Annotated in this window: 27 protein-coding genes; 5 read left to right on the top strand and 22 right to left on the bottom strand. The window is 42.4% G+C overall.

Features of this window, described 5'->3' with window-relative positions; genetic code table 11:
- Position 1 precedes the first annotated feature (1 nt).
- From NT111_00910 to NT111_00875, 8 genes are all read right to left on the bottom strand, one after another.
- Positions 2–814 carry a D-alanyl-D-alanine carboxypeptidase gene (locus NT111_00910; GenBank protein ID MCX6804564.1) on the bottom strand — a complete coding sequence of 271 codons (813 nt, stop codon included), beginning with the start codon at positions 812–814 and terminating at the stop codon, positions 2–4.
- Positions 815–897: 83 nt separating this feature from the next.
- Positions 898–1,584: an RNA-binding S4 domain-containing protein gene (locus tag NT111_00905; protein ID MCX6804563.1), complete on the bottom strand. Its 687-nt coding sequence runs from the start codon at positions 1,582–1,584 to the stop codon at positions 898–900.
- Positions 1,577–2,059 carry an SMC-Scp complex subunit ScpB gene (locus NT111_00900; protein ID MCX6804562.1) on the bottom strand — a complete coding sequence of 161 codons (483 nt, stop codon included), beginning with the start codon at positions 2,057–2,059 and terminating at the stop codon, positions 1,577–1,579. Before NT111_00900 ends, NT111_00905 begins: the two co-directional genes overlap by 8 nt.
- Complete coding sequence (locus tag NT111_00895; GenBank protein MCX6804561.1) at positions 2,059–2,718, bottom strand: segregation/condensation protein A; 660 nt, start codon at positions 2,716–2,718, stop codon at positions 2,059–2,061. Before NT111_00895 ends, NT111_00900 begins: the two co-directional genes overlap by 1 nt.
- A 6-nt stretch (positions 2,719–2,724) precedes the next feature.
- On the bottom strand, positions 2,725–4,131 hold the full coding sequence (aspS, locus tag NT111_00890) for an aspartate--tRNA ligase (protein MCX6804560.1): 1,407 nt from the start codon (positions 4,129–4,131) through the stop codon (positions 2,725–2,727).
- Positions 4,132–4,210: 79 nt separating this feature from the next.
- The gene (locus NT111_00885) at positions 4,211–4,723 is read right to left on the bottom strand and encodes a response regulator (protein MCX6804559.1); all 513 of its coding nucleotides are present in this window, start codon (positions 4,721–4,723) and stop codon (positions 4,211–4,213) included.
- A gap of 46 nt (positions 4,724–4,769) precedes the next feature.
- Positions 4,770–6,437 (bottom strand): ATP-binding protein, encoded by a 1,668-nt coding sequence (locus NT111_00880; GenBank protein ID MCX6804558.1) that lies wholly within the window; start codon positions 6,435–6,437, stop codon positions 4,770–4,772.
- 43 nt (positions 6,438–6,480) lie between these two features.
- Entirely contained in the window at positions 6,481–7,203 is a 723-nt protein-coding gene (locus tag NT111_00875; protein ID MCX6804557.1) for an FAD-dependent oxidoreductase, read from the bottom strand.
- 30 nt (positions 7,204–7,233) lie between these two features.
- On the opposite strand from NT111_00875, the gene NT111_00870 reads away from it, so the two are divergent.
- Together NT111_00870 and NT111_00865 are read left to right on the top strand one after the other, a co-directional pair.
- Complete coding sequence (locus NT111_00870; GenBank protein MCX6804556.1) at positions 7,234–8,277, top strand: GTP-binding protein; 1,044 nt, start codon at positions 7,234–7,236, stop codon at positions 8,275–8,277.
- Between the two features lie 118 nt (positions 8,278–8,395).
- Positions 8,396–9,709 (top strand): hypothetical protein, encoded by a 1,314-nt coding sequence (locus NT111_00865; GenBank protein ID MCX6804555.1) that lies wholly within the window; start codon positions 8,396–8,398, stop codon positions 9,707–9,709.
- A 147-nt stretch (positions 9,710–9,856) separates the two neighbouring features.
- Here the strand turns inward: NT111_00865 and NT111_00860 are convergent, their stop codons facing one another.
- Genes NT111_00860 through NT111_00840 form a run of 5 tightly spaced genes read right to left on the bottom strand, consistent with a single transcriptional unit; the run spans position 9,857 to position 14,971 of the window.
- Entirely contained in the window at positions 9,857–10,633 is a 777-nt protein-coding gene (locus NT111_00860) for an ABC transporter permease (GenBank protein MCX6804554.1), read from the bottom strand.
- Positions 10,633–11,607: an ATP-binding cassette domain-containing protein gene (locus NT111_00855; protein ID MCX6804553.1), complete on the bottom strand. Its 975-nt coding sequence runs from the start codon at positions 11,605–11,607 to the stop codon at positions 10,633–10,635. Before NT111_00855 ends, NT111_00860 begins: the two co-directional genes overlap by 1 nt.
- A 53-nt stretch (positions 11,608–11,660) precedes the next feature.
- A complete protein-coding gene (locus NT111_00850) occupies positions 11,661–12,821 on the bottom strand; it encodes a MarP family serine protease (GenBank protein MCX6804552.1) in 1,161 nt (386 codons plus the stop codon).
- 51 nt (positions 12,822–12,872) lie between these two features.
- Positions 12,873–14,249 carry an FtsX-like permease family protein gene (locus NT111_00845; GenBank protein MCX6804551.1) on the bottom strand — a complete coding sequence of 459 codons (1,377 nt, stop codon included), beginning with the start codon at positions 14,247–14,249 and terminating at the stop codon, positions 12,873–12,875.
- Entirely contained in the window at positions 14,246–14,971 is a 726-nt protein-coding gene (locus NT111_00840) for an ABC transporter ATP-binding protein (protein MCX6804550.1), read from the bottom strand. Before NT111_00840 ends, NT111_00845 begins: the two co-directional genes overlap by 4 nt.
- Positions 14,972–15,110: 139 nt before the next feature.
- Between NT111_00840 and NT111_00835 the strand changes: the two genes are divergently transcribed.
- Positions 15,111–16,241, top strand: a complete 1,131-nt coding sequence (locus tag NT111_00835; protein ID MCX6804549.1) for a polymer-forming cytoskeletal protein — start codon at positions 15,111–15,113, stop codon at positions 16,239–16,241.
- A gap of 202 nt (positions 16,242–16,443) precedes the next feature.
- Here NT111_00835 and NT111_00830 read toward each other — a convergent pair whose 3' ends face one another.
- Positions 16,444–16,599 carry a DUF2256 domain-containing protein gene (locus tag NT111_00830; protein ID MCX6804548.1) on the bottom strand — a complete coding sequence of 52 codons (156 nt, stop codon included), beginning with the start codon at positions 16,597–16,599 and terminating at the stop codon, positions 16,444–16,446.
- Positions 16,600–16,669: 70 nt separating this feature from the next.
- On the opposite strand from NT111_00830, the gene NT111_00825 reads away from it, so the two are divergent.
- Complete coding sequence (locus NT111_00825; GenBank protein ID MCX6804547.1) at positions 16,670–17,101, top strand: hypothetical protein; 432 nt, start codon at positions 16,670–16,672, stop codon at positions 17,099–17,101.
- Between the two features lie 90 nt (positions 17,102–17,191).
- Here the strand turns inward: NT111_00825 and NT111_00820 are convergent, their stop codons facing one another.
- The 4 genes from NT111_00820 to NT111_00805 all read right to left on the bottom strand — a co-directional run bounded on the left by NT111_00820 (position 17,192) and on the right by NT111_00805 (position 19,869).
- On the bottom strand, positions 17,192–17,413 hold the full coding sequence (locus NT111_00820; GenBank protein ID MCX6804546.1) for a hypothetical protein: 222 nt from the start codon (positions 17,411–17,413) through the stop codon (positions 17,192–17,194).
- A gap of 249 nt (positions 17,414–17,662) precedes the next feature.
- Positions 17,663–18,724 (bottom strand): hypothetical protein, encoded by a 1,062-nt coding sequence (locus NT111_00815; protein ID MCX6804545.1) that lies wholly within the window; start codon positions 18,722–18,724, stop codon positions 17,663–17,665.
- Between the two features lie 117 nt (positions 18,725–18,841).
- Entirely contained in the window at positions 18,842–19,723 is an 882-nt protein-coding gene (locus NT111_00810; protein MCX6804544.1) for a hypothetical protein, read from the bottom strand.
- Entirely contained in the window at positions 19,720–19,869 is a 150-nt protein-coding gene (locus tag NT111_00805) for a hypothetical protein (GenBank protein MCX6804543.1), read from the bottom strand. The genes NT111_00810 and NT111_00805 overlap by 4 nt, the downstream gene beginning before the upstream one ends.
- Before the next feature lie 134 nt (positions 19,870–20,003).
- On the opposite strand from NT111_00805, the gene NT111_00800 reads away from it, so the two are divergent.
- Complete coding sequence (locus tag NT111_00800) at positions 20,004–22,583, top strand: trypsin-like peptidase domain-containing protein (protein ID MCX6804542.1); 2,580 nt, start codon at positions 20,004–20,006, stop codon at positions 22,581–22,583.
- Positions 22,584–22,691: 108 nt separating this feature from the next.
- Here NT111_00800 and NT111_00795 read toward each other — a convergent pair whose 3' ends face one another.
- The 4 genes from NT111_00795 to NT111_00780 form a co-directional block, all read right to left on the bottom strand.
- Positions 22,692–24,356, bottom strand: a complete 1,665-nt coding sequence (locus NT111_00795) for an ABC-F family ATP-binding cassette domain-containing protein (protein ID MCX6804541.1) — start codon at positions 24,354–24,356, stop codon at positions 22,692–22,694.
- A 109-nt stretch (positions 24,357–24,465) separates the two neighbouring features.
- Positions 24,466–24,696, bottom strand: coding sequence for a hypothetical protein (locus NT111_00790; protein MCX6804540.1), 231 nt, complete (start codon positions 24,694–24,696; stop codon positions 24,466–24,468).
- A 197-nt stretch (positions 24,697–24,893) separates the two neighbouring features.
- The gene (locus NT111_00785) at positions 24,894–25,436 is read right to left on the bottom strand and encodes an AAA family ATPase (GenBank protein ID MCX6804539.1); all 543 of its coding nucleotides are present in this window, start codon (positions 25,434–25,436) and stop codon (positions 24,894–24,896) included.
- An 87-nt stretch (positions 25,437–25,523) separates the two neighbouring features.
- A complete protein-coding gene (locus NT111_00780) occupies positions 25,524–26,147 on the bottom strand; it encodes a Type 1 glutamine amidotransferase-like domain-containing protein (GenBank protein MCX6804538.1) in 624 nt (207 codons plus the stop codon).
- Positions 26,148–26,210 lie beyond the last annotated feature (63 nt).

The raw sequence follows: 26,210 nt of genomic DNA, 5'->3' as shown, positions 1-26,210 counted from the left end.
TTTATTGCCAAATATAGTTATTGAACGCCCAGTCTACCATATTTTTGCTTTCTTGGAAACGGTTAGGGCTATCTAGGACTACAGAAACAACCCTATGCCCATCTCTCTGAGTCAATGCAACTAGGCATTCTCCCGCGATTAGTGTAAAACCGGTTTTGAGCCCTATCACGCCGTTTTTGCCTAGAAGCTTATTCGTGGTGGTGAGGCTATAGTCTTTGCCGGATAAATTATTTATATTAGTGTACTCTGTCGAGACAATATCGGAAAATATTTTATTATTTATTAGCAGCTCAGATAGCGTTAATACATCTCTTGCACTACTGTATTGATCGGTCGAGTCCAGGCCAGATGGGTTGACGAAGTTACTATTCTCTAGACCCCACTCCTTCGATTTAAGATTCATTTTGCTAGCAAATTTTTCTATAGAACCACTATCGTAGATGGCCAGAGCGTTAGCTACATCATTGGCAGAGTATATGAGCAAGGCCTTTAGTAGATCCTCTAGCTTAAACTCCTCCCCTTCAGTGATACCAATTTTCTGGGCATCCAGCTCGAGCCGTGGAATCTCGCCGATTTTGACGATTTCGTCTGGGCTATGGCTGTCCATTATCACGAGCGCCGTCATTAGCTTGGCTATGGACGCAACGGGCCGTCTCTCACTGGCAGATTTTTGATAAAGCATTACGCCAGAATCAACATCGTGTAAAACAGCCGAGCTAGCAGGCGTATCTAGCTTCGTAGCATTCGGAATAAGTGTTGGCCCAGCCATGTACTGAGCCGGGGCAATAGGCACAGCAGCATATTTAGGATCCATAGAATTGGTATTAGAGGGCCCTATATTTACTCCGAGATTAATCAATACTAAGCTCGTTATTAGGCCAATAATTACCGCTGGGCTCACAAGACATCCTCGGGCTTAATAAACACGAATTTTCTGGGCTGAAGTCTTGGGTTGGTATAGTTACCTATCTTGACTCTTTGAAGCTTAATAACTTCTAGCTGGGCACCTGCGAAACTTCTCCTAATTTGCCTATTCTTGCCCTCGCTCAGTATTACCCTTACTGTATTATTATTAATAGCGCTAACCTTTAATTTGCTCATACCATCCTTGAGCTTTATCCCAGCATTCAGGGCGGATATGCTTTGTTGAGTAATTTGCTCCTTCGTTATTACTATGTAGGTCTTGGATTTATTATTGCTAGGGTGGGACAGGCTCTGGATGAAGTCTCCATCTGAGCTAAGAATAACCAAGCCCTCGCTATCTTTGTCTAGGCGGCCTGCTATTTTAAGATTATAAAATGCCTTAGGTAGAATGTCGAAGATAGTTGGGTTATTATCCTGATTAACATGAGAGCAGACTACTCCACGAGGCTTGTTTAGGGCAATATATATGTTTCTTCTGATCTCGCCTTTTACGCCAGCAATTTCTACAATGTCATCAGCTCCTAATTTTGTGCTTAGCTCGGTAATGCGGTTTCCATTAACTAAAACCAACCCAGCCTTAATCATTTCATCAGCTTTGCGCCTCGAATCAGCCAAGCCAGCGCTAGCCAAGTACTTATTTATCCTAATATCCTCATTCATTTGGCGTGTCCAAATCCTTAAGGTTTTTTATGCCAGCTAGCTTCAGAAATTCAGTCGTTGTTGTATATTTTAAATCTGAAGTATTGCTAGATTTTTGTATCAAACCCAAATTGGCTAGATTCTTTAAGGACTGTTCGCTGGAAACACCTCGGATATCATCAACTTCGTCCTTACTAATGGGCTGATTATACGATATTATGCTCAGTACCTCTAGCGCTGACTGAGACAGAGTCTGGGTAGAATCATTATGGAATGCCAGAGTAGCTTTAGTGTACTGGCTAAGAGTCGCAAGCTCTAATTTCGTCGAGCTGTAAATGATATATAAACCTAGCGAGTCCAGGCTTTTATTAGCAGTAATAACTAATTGGCCTAGTTCCTCTTGGGTAATCTTGAATTCTTTAATAATTTGCTTAGCACTTACCGCTTCGCCAGAATAAAATAGTAAGGTCACTAGCCTGGGAATATTACTGATCATTAGTTTGCCCCCTGCATAAATATGTCATTTCTGATGTCGAGTCGACCATCTCGTAGCATATCCAATAAAGCTAGGAAATAAATTATAGCTTCAGTTTTATTACTGGAATTATCAACTATTTCATCTGCGGTAAAAGAATCTAATTTATTAAGGCTGTTAATAAAATTCTCCCGTATATATTGGTACTTATCAGACCTAGACTCTATAGTTTGAATCTCTGGCTTAGCGCGGTACTGGGCCATTGCCTCTTTAAAACTTTTTGCAAGCTGGGCCGCTGTAATGGGAGCTAGCCTTGCTGGCCTTGTCGGCTTGGATCTACTTGTTAGCATTGGGGCTAAGGACCTATCACCTATCTGCCTCGCAGAAGCCTTTACGACTGCATAGCGCTTTAGGCTTTCCTCAAGATCGATGTCATCGCTTTCATCAGTGACATCTACATCCAATAGTGCAGAACTTTTATCCATTGCCAATTTAGCGGCCACATATAAAAACCAATTCATTTCAGTAATCTTCAAATCTAGCTGGGCAGTATATTTAAGGTAGTCAGATGTTATCTTGGCAAGAGCTACCTCGGTTATATCTAACTTTTGTTTTCTTAGCATTTCTAGTAGCACATCAAAAGGTCCCTGGAAGTTTTTTAGTTCTAAGACAAAGGCCACTTTTAGCTAACCATCCTGGGGCTTGATTGCAATTCCAAGCTCCTTGAGCTGCTCAGGGCTGACAATAGATGGGCTTTTAAACATGAGATCCCTGCCGTCGCCCGTTTTAGGAAATGCGATAACTTCTCGAATTGAGCCTTCATTTAGCAGCTCAGTAATCAATCTGTCTAGGCCAGGAGCAAAGCCACCATGAGGTGGCACCCCGTACTTAAAGGCCTCTAGGAAGTCACCAAACCTCTCGTTGACTTCGCTCTCGCTTAGACCAAACCTTTCAAAAATAGCTTTCTGCACAAGGGGGTCATTAATTCTCAAGCTGCCACTACTAATTTCTACTCCATTTAGAACTAAGTCATAACAGTGCGCTCGCATTTTAAGTAGGTCCTTTGGGTTATCGGATTTAAGTAGTCCAAGATCTTCATCTAGCGGCTTGGCAAAAGGGTTGTGAGCAAAGGTGATATGGCCTTCTGATGTTTTTTCAAAAACTGGGAAGTCTACTACCCAACAAAAAGCGAGCTCGTCTGGGTCATCGACATTTTTACGCATGTCTGGCTTGTCATTGCCATATTTTTCCATAGATTCAGCATAAGTAATTACGGGAAATTTAGTGGGTAGCTTTTTATTAGGGAGCATATCCGAAATTATTTTCTTTAGCATTGTCTCGTTGAAATCTAAAATCTCTTGCTGAGACATAAAACTCATTTCCATATCTAGCTGGGTAAACTCGGGCTGTCTATCGCCTCTCTGATCCTCATCGCGAAAGCAACGAGCAATTTGATAGTATTTTTCAAATCCGCTAATCATCAAGAGCTGCTTGAACTGCTGAGGCGCCTGAGGAAGTGCATAAAACTTACCTTCACTGAGCCTAGATGGCACCAAGAAGTCTCGAGCTCCTTCGGGTGAAGATTTAGTTAAAATAGGAGTCTCTATTTCGATAAAACCAAATGAGTCCATATAATCCCTAATAGATTTTATAAATTTATGCCTGAAACGAAGGTTGTTTTGCATACCTGCCCTTCGCAAATCAAGATACCGGTAGCGCATTCTTACATCTTCACCAACCTTAGATTTGATATCCGCTATCTCGAAAGGTGGTGTTTCGGCGTGGCTTAAAATTTTAAGGTCTATAATCTCAAATTCAACAGCGCCATTTGGATGTTCGGTATTTATCATTTTTTCTGGCCGAGCCTTTATTAGTCCCTTGATTTCCACGACATATTCAGGCCTGAGCTTGTCGATTATTTCGTCCAGAGCCACCCCGCTCCTAAAGTATACTGTCTGAACAATAGCTGAAGCATCACGAATCTCAAAAAAGGCTAACTTGCCGTGGTCGCGTCTAACATGAACCCAGCCATTAATACTAGCTTCTTGGCCGACCATGTTTGTTAGTTCGGAAATCATTGTGCGATTTATCATAAGCCCAATTATATCTCATAATGAGGGTATATAACACAGTTTTATAATGCAGATAGGCTAAACATCAGGCCGCTAAAAGCTACTGGGGTGGAGTGGCTAATGGCTCTTGAGGTATTTCTGGGGGCATAACTGGGGAAGAGGTATCGGCAAGAGGTGCGGCCGTGGCTGCCTCTGGCGTATTTACGGAATCCTGACCAACTATAGGCTCCCCTGCAGATGAGCTACCACCTTCAAGGACTTTTTTTATTGTCGTTACAACATCTTCGAGAGTGACTTGAGACTTAACAAGGTATTGGTCGACACCAAGTTTTTCGCCCCTTTCTTTATCTTCTGAGCTGCCAAGGGCAGTCATCATGATTACCTTGGTGTGGGCTATTTCTGGGGTTGTTCTGACTATGTCAAGGACATCAAAGCCGGATATCCTTGGCATCATAACATCCAAGACGATTAAATCGGGGCGTACTTTCACGGCCATTGCTAGGGCCTCTTCACCATTGCTTGCCAGGGAGATATCATAGCCTTCGGCTTGGAGTCGAGCATTATAGACATCTCTAAGGCTGATATCATCTTCTACTAATAATAATTTTGACATATGCACCTCTTTTATATATTTACTATTATAATTCTTTTTATGCTTATTATGCAACCACTCTTACTATCGGCAGCCTAAAACCAAAGGTCGAGCCTTTACCTAGCTTAGAAGACACCCATATCTTGCCACCATATAGCTCCACTAAATTCCTGGCGATATATAGGCCAAGCCCGGTTCCTGATTGCTCCCTAGTCATAGTATTGTCCACCCTATAAAATTTTTCAAAAAGGTGCTTTTGTTCTTGAGGTGTTATCCCCATACCTGTGTCAGTAATTTCGACACTAACACTAGATTTATCTCCTGTGATATTGATATCTATGCCGCCGGCCTGGGTGTATTTAATTGCGTTATCGACAAGGTTTGTTACTATTTCATTTAGCCTAAGAGGATCTGCAGAAACCATGAAGGTAGGCGCAACCACGAGCTCATTTTTAATCCCTGCGCCACCGATGTGAGTCTTTAGGCTGAGGTTCTTTTTGGATGCAATAGGCTCCATCTCTGATGATATTTTGAGCACTAGGTCGCTTAGGTTGAATACTTTTCTGCTATCCTTTATGTGCTTATCCTCTATCTTAGTCACGCTCAGAAGATCCTGAAAGAGCGCTCCAAGATGGATAGACGAATCATGCGCCTTAATTAGAAAGCCCTTAGCTCTCTCATCTATAGTTGCCAAGCTGGGGTTGAATGCCATTGAAAGGTAGCCTTCAATAGCTGCAACAGGAGTACGCATTTCATGGCTTGCCGTAGAAACAAATTCATTTCTTTCTCTCTGCAGAGCCTTCTCCTCGGATATGTCAGTGATAACTGCGATAGCGCCGCTTACCCTGCCTTCAGAATTAACGGTTGGGGCAATCGACATAAGTACAGAAATCTTTTGGTTGTTTTTCCTAAGCAAGTAAAAGTTATCGGTTTTGGTGGGCTTCTGGTCTTTGAGAACATGAACAAATGGGTCTGTATCATTTGTGACATCCCTATCTTTGCTGTCACGAAGACGAAAAACTTGGCTGTAAGGCAGATCGAGAGCATCGTGCATATCCCAACCGCTAAGGGTTTGGGCTGCTTCATTCATTAATATTATATTTCGGTCAGAATCTATGCCAATCACCGGGTCAGCGATGGCAGCCAGCATCAGGCGTTCCGTTAGCTTCGCATGGTCAAGCTGGCTGGAAATTTGCTCAGTTAACTCTGTAGTTCTACGATAGTTATCTGAAGCATATGCCACCATGCCCGCAAACACTAGGGCCGAAATAGTGGCAGGAAATGAGCTAAAATTAAACTCAGTAGCAGTGCTGGATATAAGCTTGACCACTATCATAACTATATAAAAAGCCGTCACAATACCTATATTTATATAAAAAGCCCCTAATCCAAGTACTGAGCAGCCGATTATGAGCATCAAAAAGACATTATACCAAGCAGAGTTTAATCCGCCGGTAAAGTAGACTATCACAACAAGTTCTATAACTATAAATAGCAGCTGAAAGTATTTAGATAGTAGTCCGCTCTTGCTGGCCACCCAGCCTACTAATAAAAAGTTATAAGCTAGCCCCGAGATAACAATAAACATCAGGATAACTGCAAGGGCTGTTTTATTTGCGATATCGACATTAAATATGAATAGTGTCAAAACAAAGAATGCGACCAGAGCGTGGAATAGGGCCGTTAAAGGGGCTAAGTTTATGTAGTTTTTATCTGTAGTTTGTAAGTTTGCCACTTCTATTATTATAACATAACCAGAATAGCTTAAAGTTTTCTAGCTAATACTTTTCGGTGTAGTTCGGGAACCAATCTTGATGAATATACTTTTCCTCTATACCCTTACCAGTTAGGATTGGCTTAAACGCTTCGACCATCGGTTCTGGGCCCGAAATGAAGAATTCGCATTCGTCCAAATTTGTAATTACTCTTTCAAGCATCGGCCCATCTACAAAACCCTTTTCGGCCTGCCAGTCACTTGGTATTTCATCTACCAATGTCTGAACATACTTGAAATTAGGTAGATTCTTTTGAGCTTCATCCCACAAGTCCTGGAAGCACACATCTTTTAGGCTTCGATTAGAATAAATCAATGTTACATCGCGACTTTCTTGGTTATCTAATAAGAACTTCATCTGGGATCTAAATGGCGTAATGCCTATTCCGCCCGCAATCCAGACTATCTTTTTGGTTATATCTGTAGGCAAAGTGAATTTTCCCATAGGCTCGGAAGCCTTAATACTATCACCTGCCTTTAGCTTAAATAGAGCATCCTTGAAAGTTGAATGTTTATCTACTAATCTCGATGTCACCATCAAATCGCTCTCGGTTGGTGAGCTTGATAATGTGAACCAGCGCTTGAATCCTCTGTCGTCTGGGTTAGGGTGCTCTAAATTAATTTCTATAAATTGCCCCGGCTCATAAAAGAACCCCTCGGGCTTGTCAAAAATCAACTCCCAGCTATCGCTCGCTATTTTTTGTTTATGAATAAGTTTTAAATCCATGCTACCTCCTGTTATAATTGATTATACATCATGAGCAAGCCATTAATCGAATTTAACAAAATCCCAATCACCGTTCTGCAAGGATTCTTAGGATCAGGCAAGACTACCCTCTTAAATTACATACTCACGCACAATGAGGGAATGAATATTGGCGTTGTAGTGAATGACTTTGGGGATATAAATATCGATAGCAAACTTATTAAGAGTAAGACCGATAAGCGCCTCGAACTTACCAGCGGATGTATCTGCTGCAGTCTCAAGACTCTAGATTTGCAGGAGGCAATCGATCAGTTCGTCTATGAAGGCAGCAACATAGATTACATCATTATTGAGGCATCAGGCCTAGCCGAGCCGCGTGATTTGGCGATGACACTAAGGACTTCTTTAGGCCATAGCGTTCGTTTGGATGGTATCGTTACGGTAATTGACGCCGAGAATCTAGAAAAAAATGCAACTGAGCACAATATCGCCCGTGATCAAGTTTTATTCTGTGATTTTGTAATAATAAATAAAGTGGATTTGGTCCCTAGTTCTAAGGTCAAAGAAATAAACCAACTGGTCCTGGGCTTTAATCCTAGGGTAAGAATTTTAGAATCTGTTAAGGGCGAAATAGATGTCCGTCTAATACTAGATCAGGATCTGTATAAAACTAAAGCAATAGTACATCCGAATGAAAAAGAAGATCACGACCACGACCACGACCACGACCACTCTGACCATGTACATGAGCTCTACACGACCTATTCATGGACATCCCAGCAGCCACTTCATCCTATGAAGTTTCAGGAATTCGTAAATCGCAAGTTACCTACAAATATTTACCGAGCCAAGGGTATAATCGATTTCGGACTCAAGGGCCATTCCAGAAAATACATCTTCCAATTAGTTGGGGTCAGGCCTGAGTTAGTCTGGGAGAATTGGGATACCAAGCCGCTTACGGAGCTAGTGTTTATTGGTCAAAATATCGATAAAAAGCAGCTCAAAAAGCAACTCGATGAATGCATTGATGACACGCCCGATCTTCCACTTGAAGGAAATATAGAACTCAAATTGCCCAAAAAAGCCGAATTTTAATATTAAGATTTGATGTTTTAATTCTTGGGCTGTATACTAAAGCATAACTACTATGCCTCCTAACCAACAAACACCCCCTATACGGCCACCCCAATCTCCTGTCCCTCCAGCACCCTCCATGGACCCGCTTTCTAGCAACTCAAATACTTTCCAAAACCCAAGTAGGCCAACACCTCCAGCCTCTCCTGATTTTATTCCTCAGGCCCCTCTGCCTACAATACCTTTTCAGCCCACTAGCCAGCAACAACCACAGGCTATGCCTGGTGGCGATCCATACGCCTACAGCAATCCGGCCGTCAAGTCGAAACGATGGCTGATAGTGGTGCCAGTTGTTATAGTATTTATTATAATAATTGGTTCATATTTTGGTATCGGCTATATTAATAGTCGGCCCGAAAAGGTTCTCGCTGATGCAGTCACCAATACAGTTGTAGCAACACTGGCCAGAAAGTCTTTTTCATCTAATACCAAGATTATTTATTATCAGAAGGATGCGGACAACCTTAAATTAGAAGCTAAAATAGATACCAAGACAGCTGAAAACAACACCAGTAATGTCTCCGATCTTTCTGTCTCGCTAGGGGCTAGTAAGTTCACGCTAAAAGTAAACGCAATAACGATATCTGATAAAGAAATCTATTTCAAGCTAGTTAATTTAGAGAAAAGCCTCACCCTAGTTGCTGCTTCAGATCCAGCCTTGAAGGATTCTCTAAATCAAAGCCTCCCCACCATTAGAAAGCTCGATGGCCAATGGATTAAGTTTGGTGGTGACACTCTTGAAAACGAAGGGCTTATTTCCCAAATAGATTCCGACAAATGCAGCGCAGCATTTAAGAATTTAAGAATTAGCAAAACAGACGAAGGTACCATCAGAAAGCTCTACAGTAAAAACCCATTTGTTTCGAGCATCGCCGACCTCCCAAGCGAAGATATTTTAGGTCAAAGCAGCTTCCACTACAAAATTAATTTTAATCAAAAAAATCTAACTTCCTTTGCAAAGGAAATGGTGGCTCTTAAATCATTTTCAGAAATAAAGTCCGAGTGTAATATTCAGCAGCAAGATATAGATGATTTTTTTGGGGACAATTCAGCCCAAACCGACGAAGCCCAGACAGGAAAGACTGAATTCGAAGTATGGGTCAATAAAAGCAGTCGATTATTTACCAAAATAAAGCTAAAACAAACAGATACAAGCAATCCTACAGATTTCCTAGATTTTAGCTCCGAGATAATCCAAACCGCCAAACCAACCACTATAGTAGCCCCTGACAACGCTATTTCTTTAGAAACTATCTTAGATAGCGCCTTTACCTCGTCGGAGGACCCAGGCGTCCAGCAGCCAGGGCCAGATTCTGAGGCCCAGTCACAAACCTATCGGAGCTTGCGTTTAGACACGCTTTTGAATACCAACCCGATTAATATCGCTAAGTAGTTCTAATATCCATGAGTATTTGACACAGATGTCTTCGAATCAATTTGTCTGTAACAGAAGCTAACTCAATTTGGTCTTATTTGAGAATTTGGCCTGGCTTTAAGCCGCTGGTTTAGCTCTTGTCGAAGCATAAACTCATCAGGCAAGCTAGCTTCTTTTCTTGTAGAAAAATACTGAAAGAGGTACAAAGACTAGTAAAATGCCAACAATCCAAAGTAACAGCTTCCACTCGGCACCCCCTGATGGAGTTCCAAGGGCAAAATGCCTTGCCGCCGTGACTGCAAAAGTCACTGGCTGGTTATTGGCAAAAACTTGTAACCAATGAGGCATAGTTTCTGTCGGTACAAATGTAGCACTGGCAAAAGTAAGCGGAAATATAAATAAAAAGCCGGCTAGCTGGGCGGTTTCTTCGTCTTTTACTGCCAGTCCCACAAACGCTGCAATCCAGGAAAAGGCATAACCAAAGGCTAGGATTGATGCAATCATTATGACTGCATTACCAGCGCCATTTTGAAATCTAAAGCCATACACATATCCCATACCAAGAAGTATCATCGCAACTAGTGAGCTACGGATAATATCGGCCGAAGTTCGCCCCGTAAGTACAGCGCTGCGGCTCATTGGAAGGCTGCGAAACCTATCTATAATGCCGGCATTTAGATCGCGAGATAGCCCAACACCAGTCTGAAGTGATCCAAATAAAATAGTTTGTACTAAAATTCCCGGCAAGAGGAAATTAATATACGGCCCGCCGCCAGGAACAGTTGTGCCTATGGCGCCTCCAAAAACAAAATTAAATAGCGTCAAGAACATTATCGGCTGTATAGACGAAATCACCACTAGCTGCGGCAAGCGCGTATAGCGCAAGAGATTACGCCTTGTCACAATCCAGCCGTCTCTAAAGCCTGCCATTACAGTTGTCATTATTGCTTTCCCCTTCTAGGTTTTTTAGGAAGCTTGTGCTTTGGCTTTTTGCCGGTAATAGCCAAGAAAACATCATCGAGAGTTGGTTTGTGGAGTGAAATATTTTGCGGTTTTACACCAGCTCGGTCTACAATTTGGGTAATTTTTAATAAATCAGTCGCACTATGCTTGACGGGTATTTTAATCGTTAGTTCAATGTCATCACTCTTAATGGCCTTACTGACAGCCTTTGTAGCCTCCAGCGCCTTGCGGTAGTCGTGCTCATTAGTCATTTCGAACTCCACCAAGTCGCCGCCGAGCTTGGCTTTTAGCTGCGCACTAGTACCTTCGGCTATCACCTTGCCATAATCAATTACGGCAATCTTGTCAGCCAGCTCGTCGGCTTCTTCTAAGTACTGGGTAGTTAGTAGTATGCTAGTGCCATCTTTTGCCAGGTCGCGAATAATCTCCCAGAGTTCTTTGCGAGTGCGAGGGTCTAGGCCGGTAGTTGGCTCGTCTAGGAATAAAATCTTTGGGTGTCCCACCAGGCTAGCTCCGAGGTCTAGGCGTCGGCGCATTCCCCCAGAGTAGGTCTTGACCTGCCGATCGGCCGCGTCCGTTAGGTTAAGCCGTTCCAAAATATCTGTGGTGCGCTTTTTAGATTCCTTGGCTTTCAAGCCGTACAAAAGGCCCACCATGTAAATATTTTCTCGCCCTGTTAAAAATTCGTCGATAGCGGCGAACTGCCCGGCCAGTCCGATTGTTTTACGAACACTAGTCGGGTCTAGGCTAATATCTATACCAGCCACTGTGGCAACGCCGTCGTCGGGCTCAATAAGAGTACTAAGCATTTTTACGATCGTTGTTTTTCCAGCGCCGTTAGGCCCTAGCATCCCATAGACCTTACCTTCTTCAGCGCGCAGAGTCACGCCGTCTAGGGCTACTACTTTGCCATAATATTTTTTTACATTTTTTAGTTCGAACGCGTATTTCATGAATTTATATTATACATTGATAAGCTATTTATTCATAGCCGCTCAGTGTTCTCTTAGTAGCACTTCTGAGTGCTAACCTCATTGGGACTAATGCCTGCTAGGGCCGAGGCTATTTCTTGACCATTAAGGCCATAGCCAAAGCCGGGATCATTTTGGGCCGATGCGAAAACCATACCAATCACAGTTCCATCAGCGAGGACAATAGGCCCGCCTGAGTTGCCCTGCACCACTCTACCTATGAACTCATATACCTCCCTTTCGACAGGCTTCTCGCCGTATATGTCTAGCCCCCTAGCCTTGAGCGAACGGGATATACCGACTGGCTCTGCCCTAAAATCACCACCACCGGGGAAACCTAAAACCACTGCTTCCTGCCCCCTTGAATATATTTTTGTCGAGATATTTAGAACTGGTGCTTTTAAGACTTCGGTTCGGAGAATTGCGATATCCATTGACGGATCAAAGTAGACAACTTTAGCTGGGAAGGTGCTATTGGTGTCAATTATCGTGACGGAATTTGCACCACTCACAACATGAGCATTAGTGGCTATCAAGCCATCTCCTGCTACGAAACCAGATCCAGAAGAAATAACCCCACAGCCAACGGACTCTACTTTAACAGTCGAAAGCCCAGCCTTTTGTATGGCAGATTTTAAAATATCAGAGCCAGCTGGTATCACCGGATCTGCTAGCTTAGGCGGGGTACCAATAAACACCCTAGGGAAGTCTAGAGGAGCAATTAGTGCTCCGAGCCTACCAATAACCACTGGAGTGGCAGGAAGATTCTTATTCATAAATTGAATTACGCCAGAGTCTTGGATCTGCCTATTAAGGGATATAATCGGACTGGCTGCTATGAGCCCTGCAGAAATCCATATCACCCCAAGACTAATAAATAAACTAAAAACCGCACCTGTAGCTGAGTTGAGGGATTGTAATTGAGGCTTTTGAATTCTTATATTTATATGGTGCCCAGCCAGTTCTGCTAAGTATCCTATCGCAATCGTGCAGCCACCAATCGAGAGCAGCATAGCAATGAACTTTATTTGCTCAGACTTAAATTGCCGCATAGCAATTGGTGCAATTAGCAGCCCTATTGAAATACCTACCACAATCCCAGCTACCAAAAACAAAGTCTTAACGAAGCCAATTTTGTACCAGCGGTAAGCAGTAAACACCACAATTATAAGTATTATCAGATCTATATAGTTCATAATCTCGTAATTACAAATTCCCTGTTTCTGTATTGCCTAGTGCCTTCATTGCTACTCGGCTCTTAGAGCTTCGATTGGGTCTAGCTTGGCTGCTTTACGGGATGGCAACCAGCCAGCAAGAATTGAAATAAACATCAAACTACCAACCAAAACAGCTATTTGTATGGGGTTAAATATTAGGATATTATTACCCTCGCCTAGGTTTAGCTGCCTCGTGATCCAAGGATTTAGGCTTAGCCCGAGTGCGACGGCCAGTGCCGATCCAACCACCCCACCCAAAAACCCAATCCAAGCAGCCTCAAATCTAAACAGCCTGCCAATATCGCGCTTGCGCATGCCCAGGGCCTTCATCAGCCCAATTTCGCGAGTTCTTTGCAGTACTGAAATATACATTGTGTTGATTATGCCAAAAATCGATGCAATTATTGCGATAAAGGCAAAACCAGCCACAATTCCCTGTAATACGCCTATAATGTTAGTCAAGAATTCTTGCGTCTCTTTTACACTCCTTACTTGATACCCGAGGTCCTTTAGCTTTTGCTGTGCGGCACTAAGCTTTGCTGGGTCTTTGCCATCTTCAACTTTCACTAGCACAAAATTATATGTTCGGAAATCAGTTGTGCCTTCCAGGCTAAGATCGTTGAGCCTGCGAGCCTCTTCAATAGGTGTGAGTATATATAGCTCTGTACCGGGCTGAGATCTAGTTGGCTTCTTGGAGACTGCTACTATTGTGAGCTCTTGGTCGATTGCGTTAGCTTGAGCTTGAGCTGCAAATTCCTCCGGAGTCTTAGCCAGGGTGCCGCTGGCAAGCTGAGCTCTAATTTGTTCTGGAGTAATATTTCGAGGAATAGAAGCAAGCACTTTCTTACCGACAGCTTCTTGAGCACTATCAAAACCAAGATCCGCCAAATATGCATCTGGCAATATAATTTTTGAGCCAGAGAAATTTTCATCAATATCACCAGAAAGAAGTTCTGGTTTTTGGGCAGGATTATATGATGCTATCGTGGCTACATATTTTTTTTCACCTGCCCTGGTGATGTAGTTGGCATTAACGGTAATGTCTTCGCGTACCCTTTCGACCCCCTCCACCTCGGATAGTTTATTTATATCAGCCTGGGTGATCTTTTTTATTTGGGTAGTTGCACCGGCGTTTGATATACCAGTCCCAAAGCTGGGGTCATACTCCCTGGGCTTAGTATTGTCGCCTTGGCCAAAAATTGAATCGTCAGCGGTGACAATGAGCTCACTAGGGTCGAAGTTATCATTGATGATTTTATTCACATAAGTAGTAGCGCCATTGCTGGCAGCTAAAGTCAGGCTAAGTGCAAATGTACCAACAGCTATAGCCAGTGCAGTGAGTATGGTTCGGCCCTTAGCACTTTTCAGACTACGCCCAGATCGCCTTATTAAATCCCTTATCTTCATTGCTTAGTGCTCCTTGAGCGCCTTAATTTTACACTGGGCTCCTTTGTGGTCTTACTGGTCGATACGATTTCTCCATCTTTCATTTTAACCTGAATGTCGCAGTGTCTAGCCAGATCCTCGTCGTGAGTTACAACCACTAGTGTGCAGCCGAGCTTTCTATTGAGGCTAAAGAGCAGCTTAATAATTACCTCGCCGGTGGAACTATCTAGATTGCCCGTGGGTTCATCGGCGAAGATAATCTTGGGCTTATTTACGATTGCTCGGGCTATTGCCAGCCGCTGTTTTTGACCGCCAGAAAGTTTGGAGGCCTGGCTGTCTAATTTATCTGACAGGCCTACTGCTTTTAAGGCCGCCAGAACCTTCGATTTTCTGTCGCGCCTAGATACCTTCGCTATTTCTAGCGGAAGCATTACATTCTGAAAACAAGTTTGGTTAGCTTCTACAAAAAATGCCTGGAAGATAAAGCTCATCTCGGATGCCCTAAAAGCGTCAATTTGCTTATCTCTCATTTCTGCTAAACTTTTATTATTAATAATAACCTCACCACTACTAGCGTGGTCTAGGCCGCTCATAATGTGCATCAGAGTACTTTTGCCAGATCCAGATTTGCCAACTATAGCCACTGTCGAGCCAGTAGGGATCTCTAAGAATATCTTATAGAGCGCGGTAAATAAGTTATCTTTTTTGCCATATGTTTTGGATACATCAATTACTTGAATCATATAAGTCAAATTATAACAGATTTAAGCTCTATAAGTATCTTATTTGGGTGGATATCGGGGCAACTGTAGCCGTCGGGGCTATGATTCATAAACCATAAGTAGTATAATCATGGAAAATAATTAAATAAATGGAGACTCAATGAAGTTAAGAATAGTTTTATCAAGCATAGTACTCTCGGCACTAACATTAGTAATCTTGGCGAACCCAGCCCAAGCCAAAGACAGCTCGACGGTAGATTATACTAATATTCCAGCTGGGGAGTCCATCGACTCTTCGGTCAGTGCAAACGGTAACCAGGTTAATATAGCCGGCACTGTTAATGGCGATTTATTCTGTACCGGTGTGGATATCACTATCTCAGGTAATATCAATGGCGATGTGATTTGCGCCGGCCAAAACATTAATATCTCAGGGCAAGTAAGTGGCGATGTGATCGCACTGGCAAACAACTTTACCTTAAGCTCTTCGGTCAACGGTAGCGTTACACTGCTCTCGTCCAATACCACCATCAGCCAAAACGCGCGAATCACTCAGGACTTCAGGTCTGCTGGCTCCAATATCACCGTTGATGGGCTGATTGGCAGGGATGTTACGATCGATGCCATGAAAGCAGTGGTGGGCGCAACAATAGGCCGCGACCTAAAGGGCCAATTTGGTACCCTCACGCTATCTCCTACAGCAGACATCAGGGGTAATGTAACTTATAAGAGTAACTCAGATATAATAAGGGAGAACAACTCGAAAGTAGCTGGGGAAGTATCCAAATCTAGCGCCGCTAATTCGAGCTTTATGGCACCAGATTTTGCCACATTAGCATTTGGGTTCGTGTTATTCTTCATATCTCTACTGATAGTCTCAATGTCTACAGTATTCTTATTCCCTGGGCTATACATCCGCGCCACCAAGCAGATAAACGAACAAATCGGACGCACCTCTGTCTATGGCCTACTCAACCTTGTAGTTGTGCCACTAGTGCTCATCATTATAAGCCTAACATTCTTAGGGATACCCTTGGCTGGTTTGATATTGGCGATCTGGGCTGTGACCCTAATGCTGAGCGGCCCTGTTTTCGCCTACTTCGTAGGCTCAAGGCTAGCTCGCAAATCCAAGAAGCCTGCATTTAAGATGCTTATTGGCTCTATCGTAATCCTCTCGCTATACGCCGTCCCAGTAGTAAATATAATTGTCGCCACCATAGTGGGCGTGGTAGGCTCTGGAGCAATCATAGGTATTATTAAAAAATCTACGATAATAACCAAAAAGGCCTAATAGCTAAATTCAATCTCCACATTCGCAAGAACTCTAAAATGCCTAATATTTAATATCCCAGTCCTACTAAGGTTTATCGCAAAGATACAAAGATCTATATATGCTTACCGCGAGGAAATGTCTGCGGTAGCCTCATTAAGGCGGCGTGTGAAACACTTTTCATCAGAGTTGCCTGTAGGTAAGTTCTCTGTGCTATAGTCGATCAGATAATGCTCTTTGGGCCTTTAGCATTTCGGCACTTTTCGGAGCAATATTTTATTTGCTCCCACTGCCCACGGCTGGCCCACTTTTTTCGATTATTAAATGGCTTTTTGCAAACTGCACAGATTTTAGTTTGATTTTTAATATTTTCTTTCATTAACATAATTATATACTAAGTAGCCACTTATATCAGTGCAGTGATTGCTATATTTTGCTATTATTCAAGTATGCTAAATTCTAAAGAATTAAAAGAACTGGTTTTAAAATCTTTTGAGATGGAGAAAAATAAGGATGCCAAAGCCAATCAAGAACTGCTGCATCCAGATTTTGCCGTAACTGAAATCACCCAAGACTATGACGGTACAGTATTTAGAAGGCTCGAGGGGCCAAAGCTTTTGGAATACATAGATATGGCATTTGAGACTACTGGTCGCGAATACGAATTTAAAAACGTTATTGCCGACGAAGAATCCCAGACGGTTGTAGTTGAATTCATCGAAAGCTACCCCGATGAAAAAACTGGAAAGATTTTCAGAACCCCACAGATTTCAGTATGCGAAATAAAAGACGGTAAACTTTTTAGGACACGGCACTACTTGGACCCACGGCTTAGTTATAAATACTTAGATAAGTCAGATATCGACAAGGCTTTAAACTAATAAAAAACCGACATTCACAAATAATTGTGAATGTCGGAGTAGTGCAACACCAAATCGAGCAGTGTGAGCTATACTTTTTAGGCAGTTAGCTTAGCTTTCGCGATCGCTTGCTTTAGATATGTCTTTTAGGAAGAATATGGCTATAAAGAGCGTAATCCACCAAAAGAATAGGCTCATTATAAACCAGCCCAAGAAGCTATGCCCCTTTTGCTTGGCAATTGATGCTGGCCATAGTGCAATTATAATCCACAAAAAAATCAAGAACGTGAACCATACTACCGATAAGCTATAGCCTAATATATTTAAAATCATTACTACTCCTTATTAATTATGTAAATATCATACACCAGTACCAGGTGTATAACTAATAGCTATATGGAATCTGTCTCTGGCTTGCACTATGCATAGCCCGGCCTATATTAAAAATGATATCGATAACTATCGTAGGGGCTCACGGTTCGTTGAGCTCTAGTTTGTGTTAAGGGCGTAGTTATATGTGTCTGTTGTGCCGTTGTTCTAACCAATATTAAACTGCTCGTCTTGCCAGCCCGCTTTGAGGCTTCAGTTACACTTACCTTCGAATATCTTCTTGAGCTCTGGGTCTGCGTTTATAAATTTGCATGCACCATTATCATCTACTGTGCTGTCTGGTAATTTTACAATAACCCATTTGCCATCGCCTTTTTTGTAGACGTATCTATTAGGCGGCTGTACGATTTCAAACTCTGCTATTTTGTAGCCATTAACAGCCGAGTCCTCTATGTATTTTGGTTGACGTATGAAAACCGCTTTATCTTTCGGGTAATCTTTTGGGTAATCTTTTAGATAACTAAAACTACCTATGTCATTATTGATCTGGTAATATTCACTAATCTTTTCGCTAAGAAGCTGGCTTTCAGAAGTATCTACGCAGCCAACTTTCAGGCTCCACTCCTCTTTATCTTCATATTTAGTGTTAACGCCTACGTCAGTAGAATAAAATAATTCAGTAACAACTGAGCAGGTATTAGCTTCATTACTTACTTCATAGCCGCCCTGGCAGTCTAATACATCGTAGCTAGAGTACGAATATGGCCCCTTTTTCTCGTAGCCAGACTCGACAAATATTGCCACGGCCTGATCAAGCTTGGCTTTAGCACCATCTTTTACCTCGGCCGCCCTACAGCCTTTGTAAGTGGATTCAGAATCATTTATAAGTGGCCTAGGCGGTGTATTTTCTGTGATGCCTGGGTATTTCCAGCTTTGCTCTGCGCTTTTCACGGTAAAATACTGCCTACCGTCTGGTGCCATATAGGCTTGGTGATAAGTTCCCTCTTCTTGCTTAGCCTCTACGCCTATTTTGTCGCCAATCTTGGCGATTATTGAATGTAAGCCTTTGTCGGTATTACTCATGACAATTTCGGGCTGTTTTACAGCTCGATTACTCATTACTAGGGCAAATGCTGAAATTATTAGTAACAAAACAGCTATGCCAATACCAATGCCTATGCCAATGCCAATAAATAGAGCTTTGCGAGATTTGGTATTGGTAGGTATTTTTGGTACTTGCTCTTCTGCTGGCAGAGTTTGAGACTCTGGCTGTGGCGACTGCTCTGGTTCGGTGGGCTTGCTTGGTTCTGGCATTTTAGTTCCTTTGTTTAGATATTGTGCTTGTATGTATAGCAATATACCACTTATGTTATAGATTTAGCTACTTAAACCAGCCCAGAAGCTCGTAAGCTTGCCAGCAGTGACTCGAAACTAATATACCTCTAACTTTTTGAAATTTTCGTTAAACATATTTACTAACTTAATATAGTCTCCAGAAATGGTTGGTATCCCTTCGAAGCAAAGGCCTGTATAGCTCAGGCCGTTTGTAGAATAGTACCAGTCACCAATTTTGACTTGGTAATATGGATTTAATTTGTATGTACCCTGATAATTGATTGTTGGATTTTGCTCTTTGTGCCGGTAGATATTTGCAGACTGAAAAGTGCCATCTTTTTCTGGCGCACATGTATTATCCTTATTGCTCAATCCAGAAACATATACGTTTACAGCCCGCAGATCTTCAGGACCTCCATTTGTTATATAGGTAGTAGCATCTTCGGGTTGGCCGTAAGAGAACACCCCTGACTTTGCTGAAGGGAAGCGTACGCCCCATTCTTTAATGGTAAAGTAATCTGCCTCATCTACCTTAGCTGCCGGTGCCGGGGTACTAGAATTAGCTTTATTGCTAGACATATCCCAAGCTATCCGCGCAACAAAACCTAAAGCAACAAAACCCAAAACAGCTATTCCTATGCCTATGCCAATAAATAGAGCTTTGCGAGATTTGGTATTGGTAGGTATTTTTGGCATTTGCTCTTCTGCTGGCTGAGCTTGAGACTCTGGCTGCTGCGACTGTTCTGGTTTGGTGGGTAGAGTTGGTTCTGGCATTTTAGTTTTGTGTATTCTGTCCAAATAAATTACTACCGCACCTATCACCACCATAATAATGGCTAGAGTATTTATCGCGTAGAATAATAGGTTTGCCAAGTCGTAGCCTATGGCATTTGGTAATGCATTGCCCGTTAACTGTATGGCAACTCTAAATAATATAAATACGACTATACCGACCACCCAGAGATATTTTTTTTTCATAATGTTATCCCTTCAAAAGCACCATGGTAGTTGGGTAGGGCTGCCTCGGCACATATAGCGAGGATACTTACTTGTAGCACTTCGTGGTTCTTATGTCGGGTATGGTGGGTCGGCCAGGTGGCGGTGGGCTTGCTTGGTTCTGGCATTAGTAGTTCCTTTGTTTAGTTATTGTGCTTGAATGCTTAGTAATATACCACTTATGTTATAGCTTAACAAAATAATAGCTAGTATTCACAAACTGTGATGATGGGTATGCTATCATAAGAGCTAAGTTACCAATATGTTTAAATCTAAATCTAAGTCTAAAAAATCCCATAAAGCTACCGTTCATCCCGACAAGCTGTCTGGCCTTAAAAGACTAACCTCTAGCCCCCACAAATCACACAAGCTCAGCAAATCATTGCTAGCTACCATTATCGTACTGATGCTTGTTTTGGCAATTAGCGTAGCTAGCTATGCCTTTATCAGTAAAAGATATTTGAGCAAAAATAGTTCCAGCATCAAAAATAACATTGATGATGCTATCAACACACTTGGCGGTAAGTCTGGCGAGCTAAACATAAGTAAGACCGCCAAAATAGATTCCTCATTTGGTTTCACACTAAACTATGACCCAAGTACTCTAGTAGCAGAAGGTCAGGTAACTGATGCTAGCTCTACAGACAGCTATATAACTGGGATGTCATATGAAGGAAGTGAACTTTCAGAAAGAAGACCCTACTCACTTGTTAAGATTTTTTTTCCAATCACTAAGGAAAACACTTATTCAACTAGCTCTAATCTAACTATAATTAGCAATATTCGTAAATCATTCTGGGATAACAAAGTAGCCGCTGGCGAGCAAAAGATTGATGCACTAGTTAGGTACTCTGGGCGTAATTATAAAGCTGAAGATGGCTGGTCTGCCTCTAGCCCAGAAGCGCTCACAATAAATGGCTTTGAATACAAAAAAATAGTTTTTACTAATGCCAAAAAAATTGGTGAGTTAGAAATCACAGATCGAAACACAGTATATCTAACAGTACAAAATGACCGTCCTTATGTAATTACTATTTATAAATCTATAGATTCAAAAACAGATGAAGTCAAAATTTATGAATCTGTAATAAAGACGCTGGTTTACGAAAATTTTGATGCAGGTAAGCTTGCAATGGCAGGAAAAAACAAACTTCTCGCGGTGGGTTCAGCAGAAACTACACTCGATCAAGAAACTAGCAATACACCTTTTGCTATCAACCCAGAATCAGTTTTCAATGTTATCTTAAAAAACCAGCCTGCAGTAGTGCGTATATCATCTTTAAGGTGTGCCGATATCGAGCTGCCATCTAGTAAAGCCCAGCCTTCAATTACCTTAAAAAATGTTTGCAGCGGTGGTATTGGCAGCGGCTCTATAGTTTCTGAAGATGGCTATGTGGCCACAAACGGACACGTAGTGACCGTCAGCACTACAGACCTGCTGTCTGGATACATAGTGGAGTCGAAGAGCAAAGAAGAGGCCAAAGCTCGAATTAACGAACTACTAACATACCTTGTAAAATCTGGCTATTTAAGTAAATTCGAGCTAGATTCGCTATATGACCAGCTAGAATCTGGGAAAATAGATATCTATCAATTCATTAGTGCATTTATTAAAAAAATACCTGTAGAAGTTATAAAAATCAATAAAGATGAGCCCCGCTACTATGTTCAGCTTGGCACAGAGCCTATGAAAATTAACAATCAAAATGATCGTCTTAGTATTCAAGAAAGCAGTACTATTGTACCTGCAAAATATATTGGTCAAGATTATGTACCTCAGAAAGGCGAAGAGGGTTCAGGCCAGACTGATATTTATAAGAGCACCTCTTCTGATGTAGCAATATTAAAAATCGAGGGCAAATACCCGGTTGTTAAAATAGGCTCAATTCGCGAGATTAGTGAAGGATCAGAATTGACTGCCATGGGCTACCCTGGTTTTGTAGATGGTGGCTTAGACACCAAGGACAGCAAAACCAAGCCTACGGTCACCCAAGGAGTGGCTGTAGCTATTGAAGAAATTAGTAATAAAGTTCTGTTACAAACAACTGTACCGATTGCCCAAGGAAACAGTGGCGGCCCTGCTTTTAATGATAAGGGGCTTCAAATAGGTCTTAATACTTATGGCACACTGGAGTGTCCCGATAATAAATGTTTTGGTTCTGGCACCGCCCGAGATATCGCCGATCTCACGGCACTAGCTGCTAGTAAGAAAGTTAAGTTCGACGACACTAGCAAAATCACAAATCAATGGTCAGATGGGCTAGATGCCTACCTAAATAGTAACTATAAATCGGCCGTATCATCTTTTAAGGCTGTTCAAAAAGACTACCCGGCACATTATTTAGCTGCCAACATGCAGGCGCTAGCAGAATCAAAAGTTGGCTCAGCAGAAGACAAAAGTGCTAGTTTTGATTCTGCCTCTACGCTTATTTATGTAGGAATATTTGGTTTTGTAGTGTTAGTTTTTGCTGGAGGTGGCTTAACTTTCTATCTTCTTAAAGGTAGTCACAAATCAAATAAACAGCTTGTCGCAGATACTGGTAACGGCCCTCAGGCGCCACCAAGCCCTGCAGTAGTACCAGCATCACCCCCACAGCCACCAGCAACACCTCAAGTCTTTGCGCCAGGGCCAGCTGTTTCACCAACGCCCACAGAAATATCACCCGTTCCTGTTCCTGTACCTGTTCCTGTACCACCTCTCACTGCGGCGCCCATCGCACCTCAAGTCTATGCACCAAACCCCGCTGCCCCTACGCCAGCTCCCGCCCCCACTCAGCCGCCAATTGAACCAGCCGCAACTCCTCAGCCACCTATAACCCCAAATGATAACAATACGGTCTAGAAGTTAGCCGGGCACCTAATCACATTAGAATAAGTATCGCGTTGACTTACTATATGGCCCATATACCCGGCAAATATTAATCATAAAAAAACACAGCCTTTGCTGTGGTTAATTTATATTAGACTCATTTGTATACTCTTTTTCTTCATTACCCGTGAGAATCTTACCTTTGTCAATTACAACTATCTTCTTATCCCCAAGGGCCTCAATCAACTCCCTATCGTGAGTCACAACCACAATAGTGCCGTCATATTCTTTGAGTGCGCTTTGCAGTTCATTGCTTGCCGGTATATCTAGATGGTTGGTAGGCTCATCTAGAATAAGAAAGTTTGCACCACGCGCCACAACACCAGCCAATAGCGCTCTTACCCGCTGGCCAGGGCTCAATGCATGAGGTAGTGAGTCAGCCTTTTCTTTTTTGATGTTAAATCTCGCCAAAAGATTATAGATCTCAGAATTAGTTGAGCCAGTATCTCTGATAATATTATCAAGAACCGATTTATCTGGCTCACTAAAGCTAAAGTCTTGGTCGATATAGCCAATTGTCATACCATTAGATATATTTATAGAGCCGTCTGTGGGCCTTACCACTCCCGCCAAGAGCTTAATAAAGCTAGATTTACCTCCAGCATTGGGGCCGATAATAACTATCTTTTGGCCGGTATTAATTACTAAGCTGTAAGGGCCGAGTATCACGGTACCAAATTCAACAACGGCGCCGTTCACGGTAGCGGCTACCGGCGGTAATTTTACATTTGTAACAGTAAATCTAAAATTCAGGTCAATCTCTTTTACAGGCTTATCTGGCTTATGTAGTTGATCAAGTCTAGTGCTTATTGCAGAGGCGGCCTTAGCATACGTGTTTGCTGCTTTTTCTTTCCTGTAGTCTGTACCTACCTTATCATTATCAGACGAGACGCTATTATTGGCAGCAGATCGTGCATTCATGGCTCTATCTCTGGCTGACACTTCAAGACGTTTTTTTTCTTCTGTATAGTCTTCATGAGCCTGCTCAGCAGATTCTAGTTCTTTTCTTCTCGACTGTATGTACTCGTCATAGCCAAGTGTGTAGAGCTTGATGTCACCGCTAGGCAAAAGTTCTGCTACTTTTTTGCAAGTACTTTTTATAAACCACCTATCGTGAGAAACCATAACAAATGCCGAGCCAGATTTCTTAATAAAATCTTCTAGAATATTCAAGCCAAGCATATCTAGATTATTGGTGGGCTCATCTAGTAAAAATATATCGAAATTCGAAAGTAAAATAGCAGACAGGGCTAGTTTAGTCTTTTGCCCGCCAGAAAGCTCACTTATTTTTTTATCAAGTACTGAAGTCTCTAGCCCAACTCTTGCTAATGGCTTGGTGATTCTTTCGCTAAGCGTGTAGGCCTGAAGTGACTCAACTCTCTCATATGCTTCTTGATACAAATCCTGGCTGGCAGATGACTGCATTGCTGCATACTGGGCAGTAGCAGCTTCAAGATCACTTAGGGCCTTACTTACACCAGTAATCTCACTAAGAAAGTCAGCCCCTGTCATATCTTGATAGCTATCAATTTCTTGTGGCATGTAGCCAATGTTGAGATTTTTAGGATGTAAGATGTTTCCGCTAGAGGGCTGCAGTACGTCACCCATTATCTTAAGAAGTGTTGATTTGCCAACACCGTTAGGGCCCACAAGTGCAATCTTCTCGCCTTCGCTCACAGAAAATGAGGTGCTACGCAGCACTTGTGTATTACCATATTCAAATTCAATATTTTTTGCGCTTAGCATATTACCTCTCTATTTATAATCTTATTGGGTATTTGGCAGTTTCACAATAGCAATGGCTAGCTACTCTAGTTCTCATATAGCAAGGCATAATTTTATAATCTACAAGTAGCTACTTAAACAAACCCAAAAAGCTCGCAAACTTGCCCTTGCTGGTTTGGCGCGCGACTCTGACTGGTGCTGAATATAGTCCGGCCCGCTGCTTGAGATTTTGTTTGATTCGGCTTGGTTTAGTCACCGCCTGAAACTGACTAATGCCTAGGCTTCGGCGGGCCCTTCTGCTTACGCGGGTGTAGCCGGTGAGGGTGCGAAATGATGGTTTGCGGTAGCGAAATAGCTTCATTGTAGTTTGTGCCTTTTATGTTCGTATCTTACCACGCGGCGAGCTGTAGTTGTAGGTCGAAGCTACGAGTATAGGCAGCTTGCAAAGCATTGATGCTAGAATTACAAAACCAAAAAGAGTTCTTTAGGTAGCCCGCTAAAATCATCGTTTTGGAGGGCCTCCGCCAGCTGGCGGAGTAGTGCCAATAGCAAGTAAAGCTAAAGGGATGCAATAAAGCTATCTATCTCTGCTTGAGTCTTTAGGCGAGTTGTCGGCTCATCGTCGTGAGGTGGCTCAAACGCATCTTCAAATTCTTTCATTTGTTCTAGGCTGATGATCCTTCTGCCATTAATATCGCCATGCTCAACATTTTGTTCACGACGCCGTAACCGCTCGTCCTTAGGAGTGTCAAGAAAGATCACTCTGTATTCAGCACCAAGTTGTTCACTGATCTCTTGAAAGTGTTTTCTAACCGCATGTTTATGATTAACATAGTCGAGCACAATATTGTATTTGTTTCTCACTGCTTCTTCTAAGACTGATGCTGCGACTTCAACCATGTCTGGGTTCTCAATGCCGTAGTCTTTCTTTATTGTCGTAGCCCAAAAGTGCGCAAAATTATGTTCTTTAATTTTCTCTGCCAGGTAAGATTTACCTGAGTACTGAAGCCCCATAAGTACGATAACGTAAGGGTGGTCGACTTTGTTCTTGCCGACACATATTTGGTTCGCTACTTTGGTAGTAATTTCAGCATTTGTCATTCGCTTATCATACCAACAAAAAAAGACTCCCGCAAAGGAGTCGGTCATAATGCCTACAATTTGATTCCATGTGGCGGCAATAGCGACTCAGCTATTAAATATCAGCACGTCACCGTCTTGAACAGCCTTAAACTTTATATCGTGATCTTTGCAATACTCAATTCCTTGGTTGATAGCCTCAGTCTCTGGGTGGTCAGACTGCCAATGGGGCATGAAAGCGAAGTCTACTAAGTTTAGCCCCTCCCATATAACCTCGTCCAATTCTTCATAGGGAGTAATCGTGGCATCTCCAACAACTTTGTAGGGTTCAAGCGTCGGAGCCAATACACAGCCAGCAGCACTGTAGCCTGAATATAGAAAGTCGGGGTCAGCATTAAGCTCAATGAGGATGTTGTCTAGGCCACTCAACTTCATCGCTTGCCGTAAGACAAACACATTTCCACCGAGCACAAATACGGCGCCAATCTCTTCGATTAACTTTTGCAGATCATTCTCTCTGCCGAAGTATTCTTTTAAGTCTACAACTACTGGTTGTAGCCCAAGCTGCTCAAGTCGTTCGACCTTATTATCAAGGCTCCTTGCAGTTTGTTCATCGTCGGCATCACGAAAGTCTAGAGCATTAGCAATGATAGCAATCCTACCCTTTGGAGCTAGTAGTTTGAGCTGGTCTTTTTCTTTACCAAACTTAAATGAGGATAAGTAAAACTTCATGCTTCAATCATACCAATCAAAAAGACTCCTGCAAAGGAGTCGGTCATAATGCCTACAACTAGA

It is taken from the genome of Patescibacteria group bacterium, from assembly GCA_026397045.1.
In the GTDB taxonomy this organism is placed as follows: domain Bacteria; phylum Patescibacteriota; class Saccharimonadia; order CAILAD01; family BJGX01; genus JAPLVO01.
This window is presented reverse-complemented; position numbering and strand designations above follow the sequence as displayed.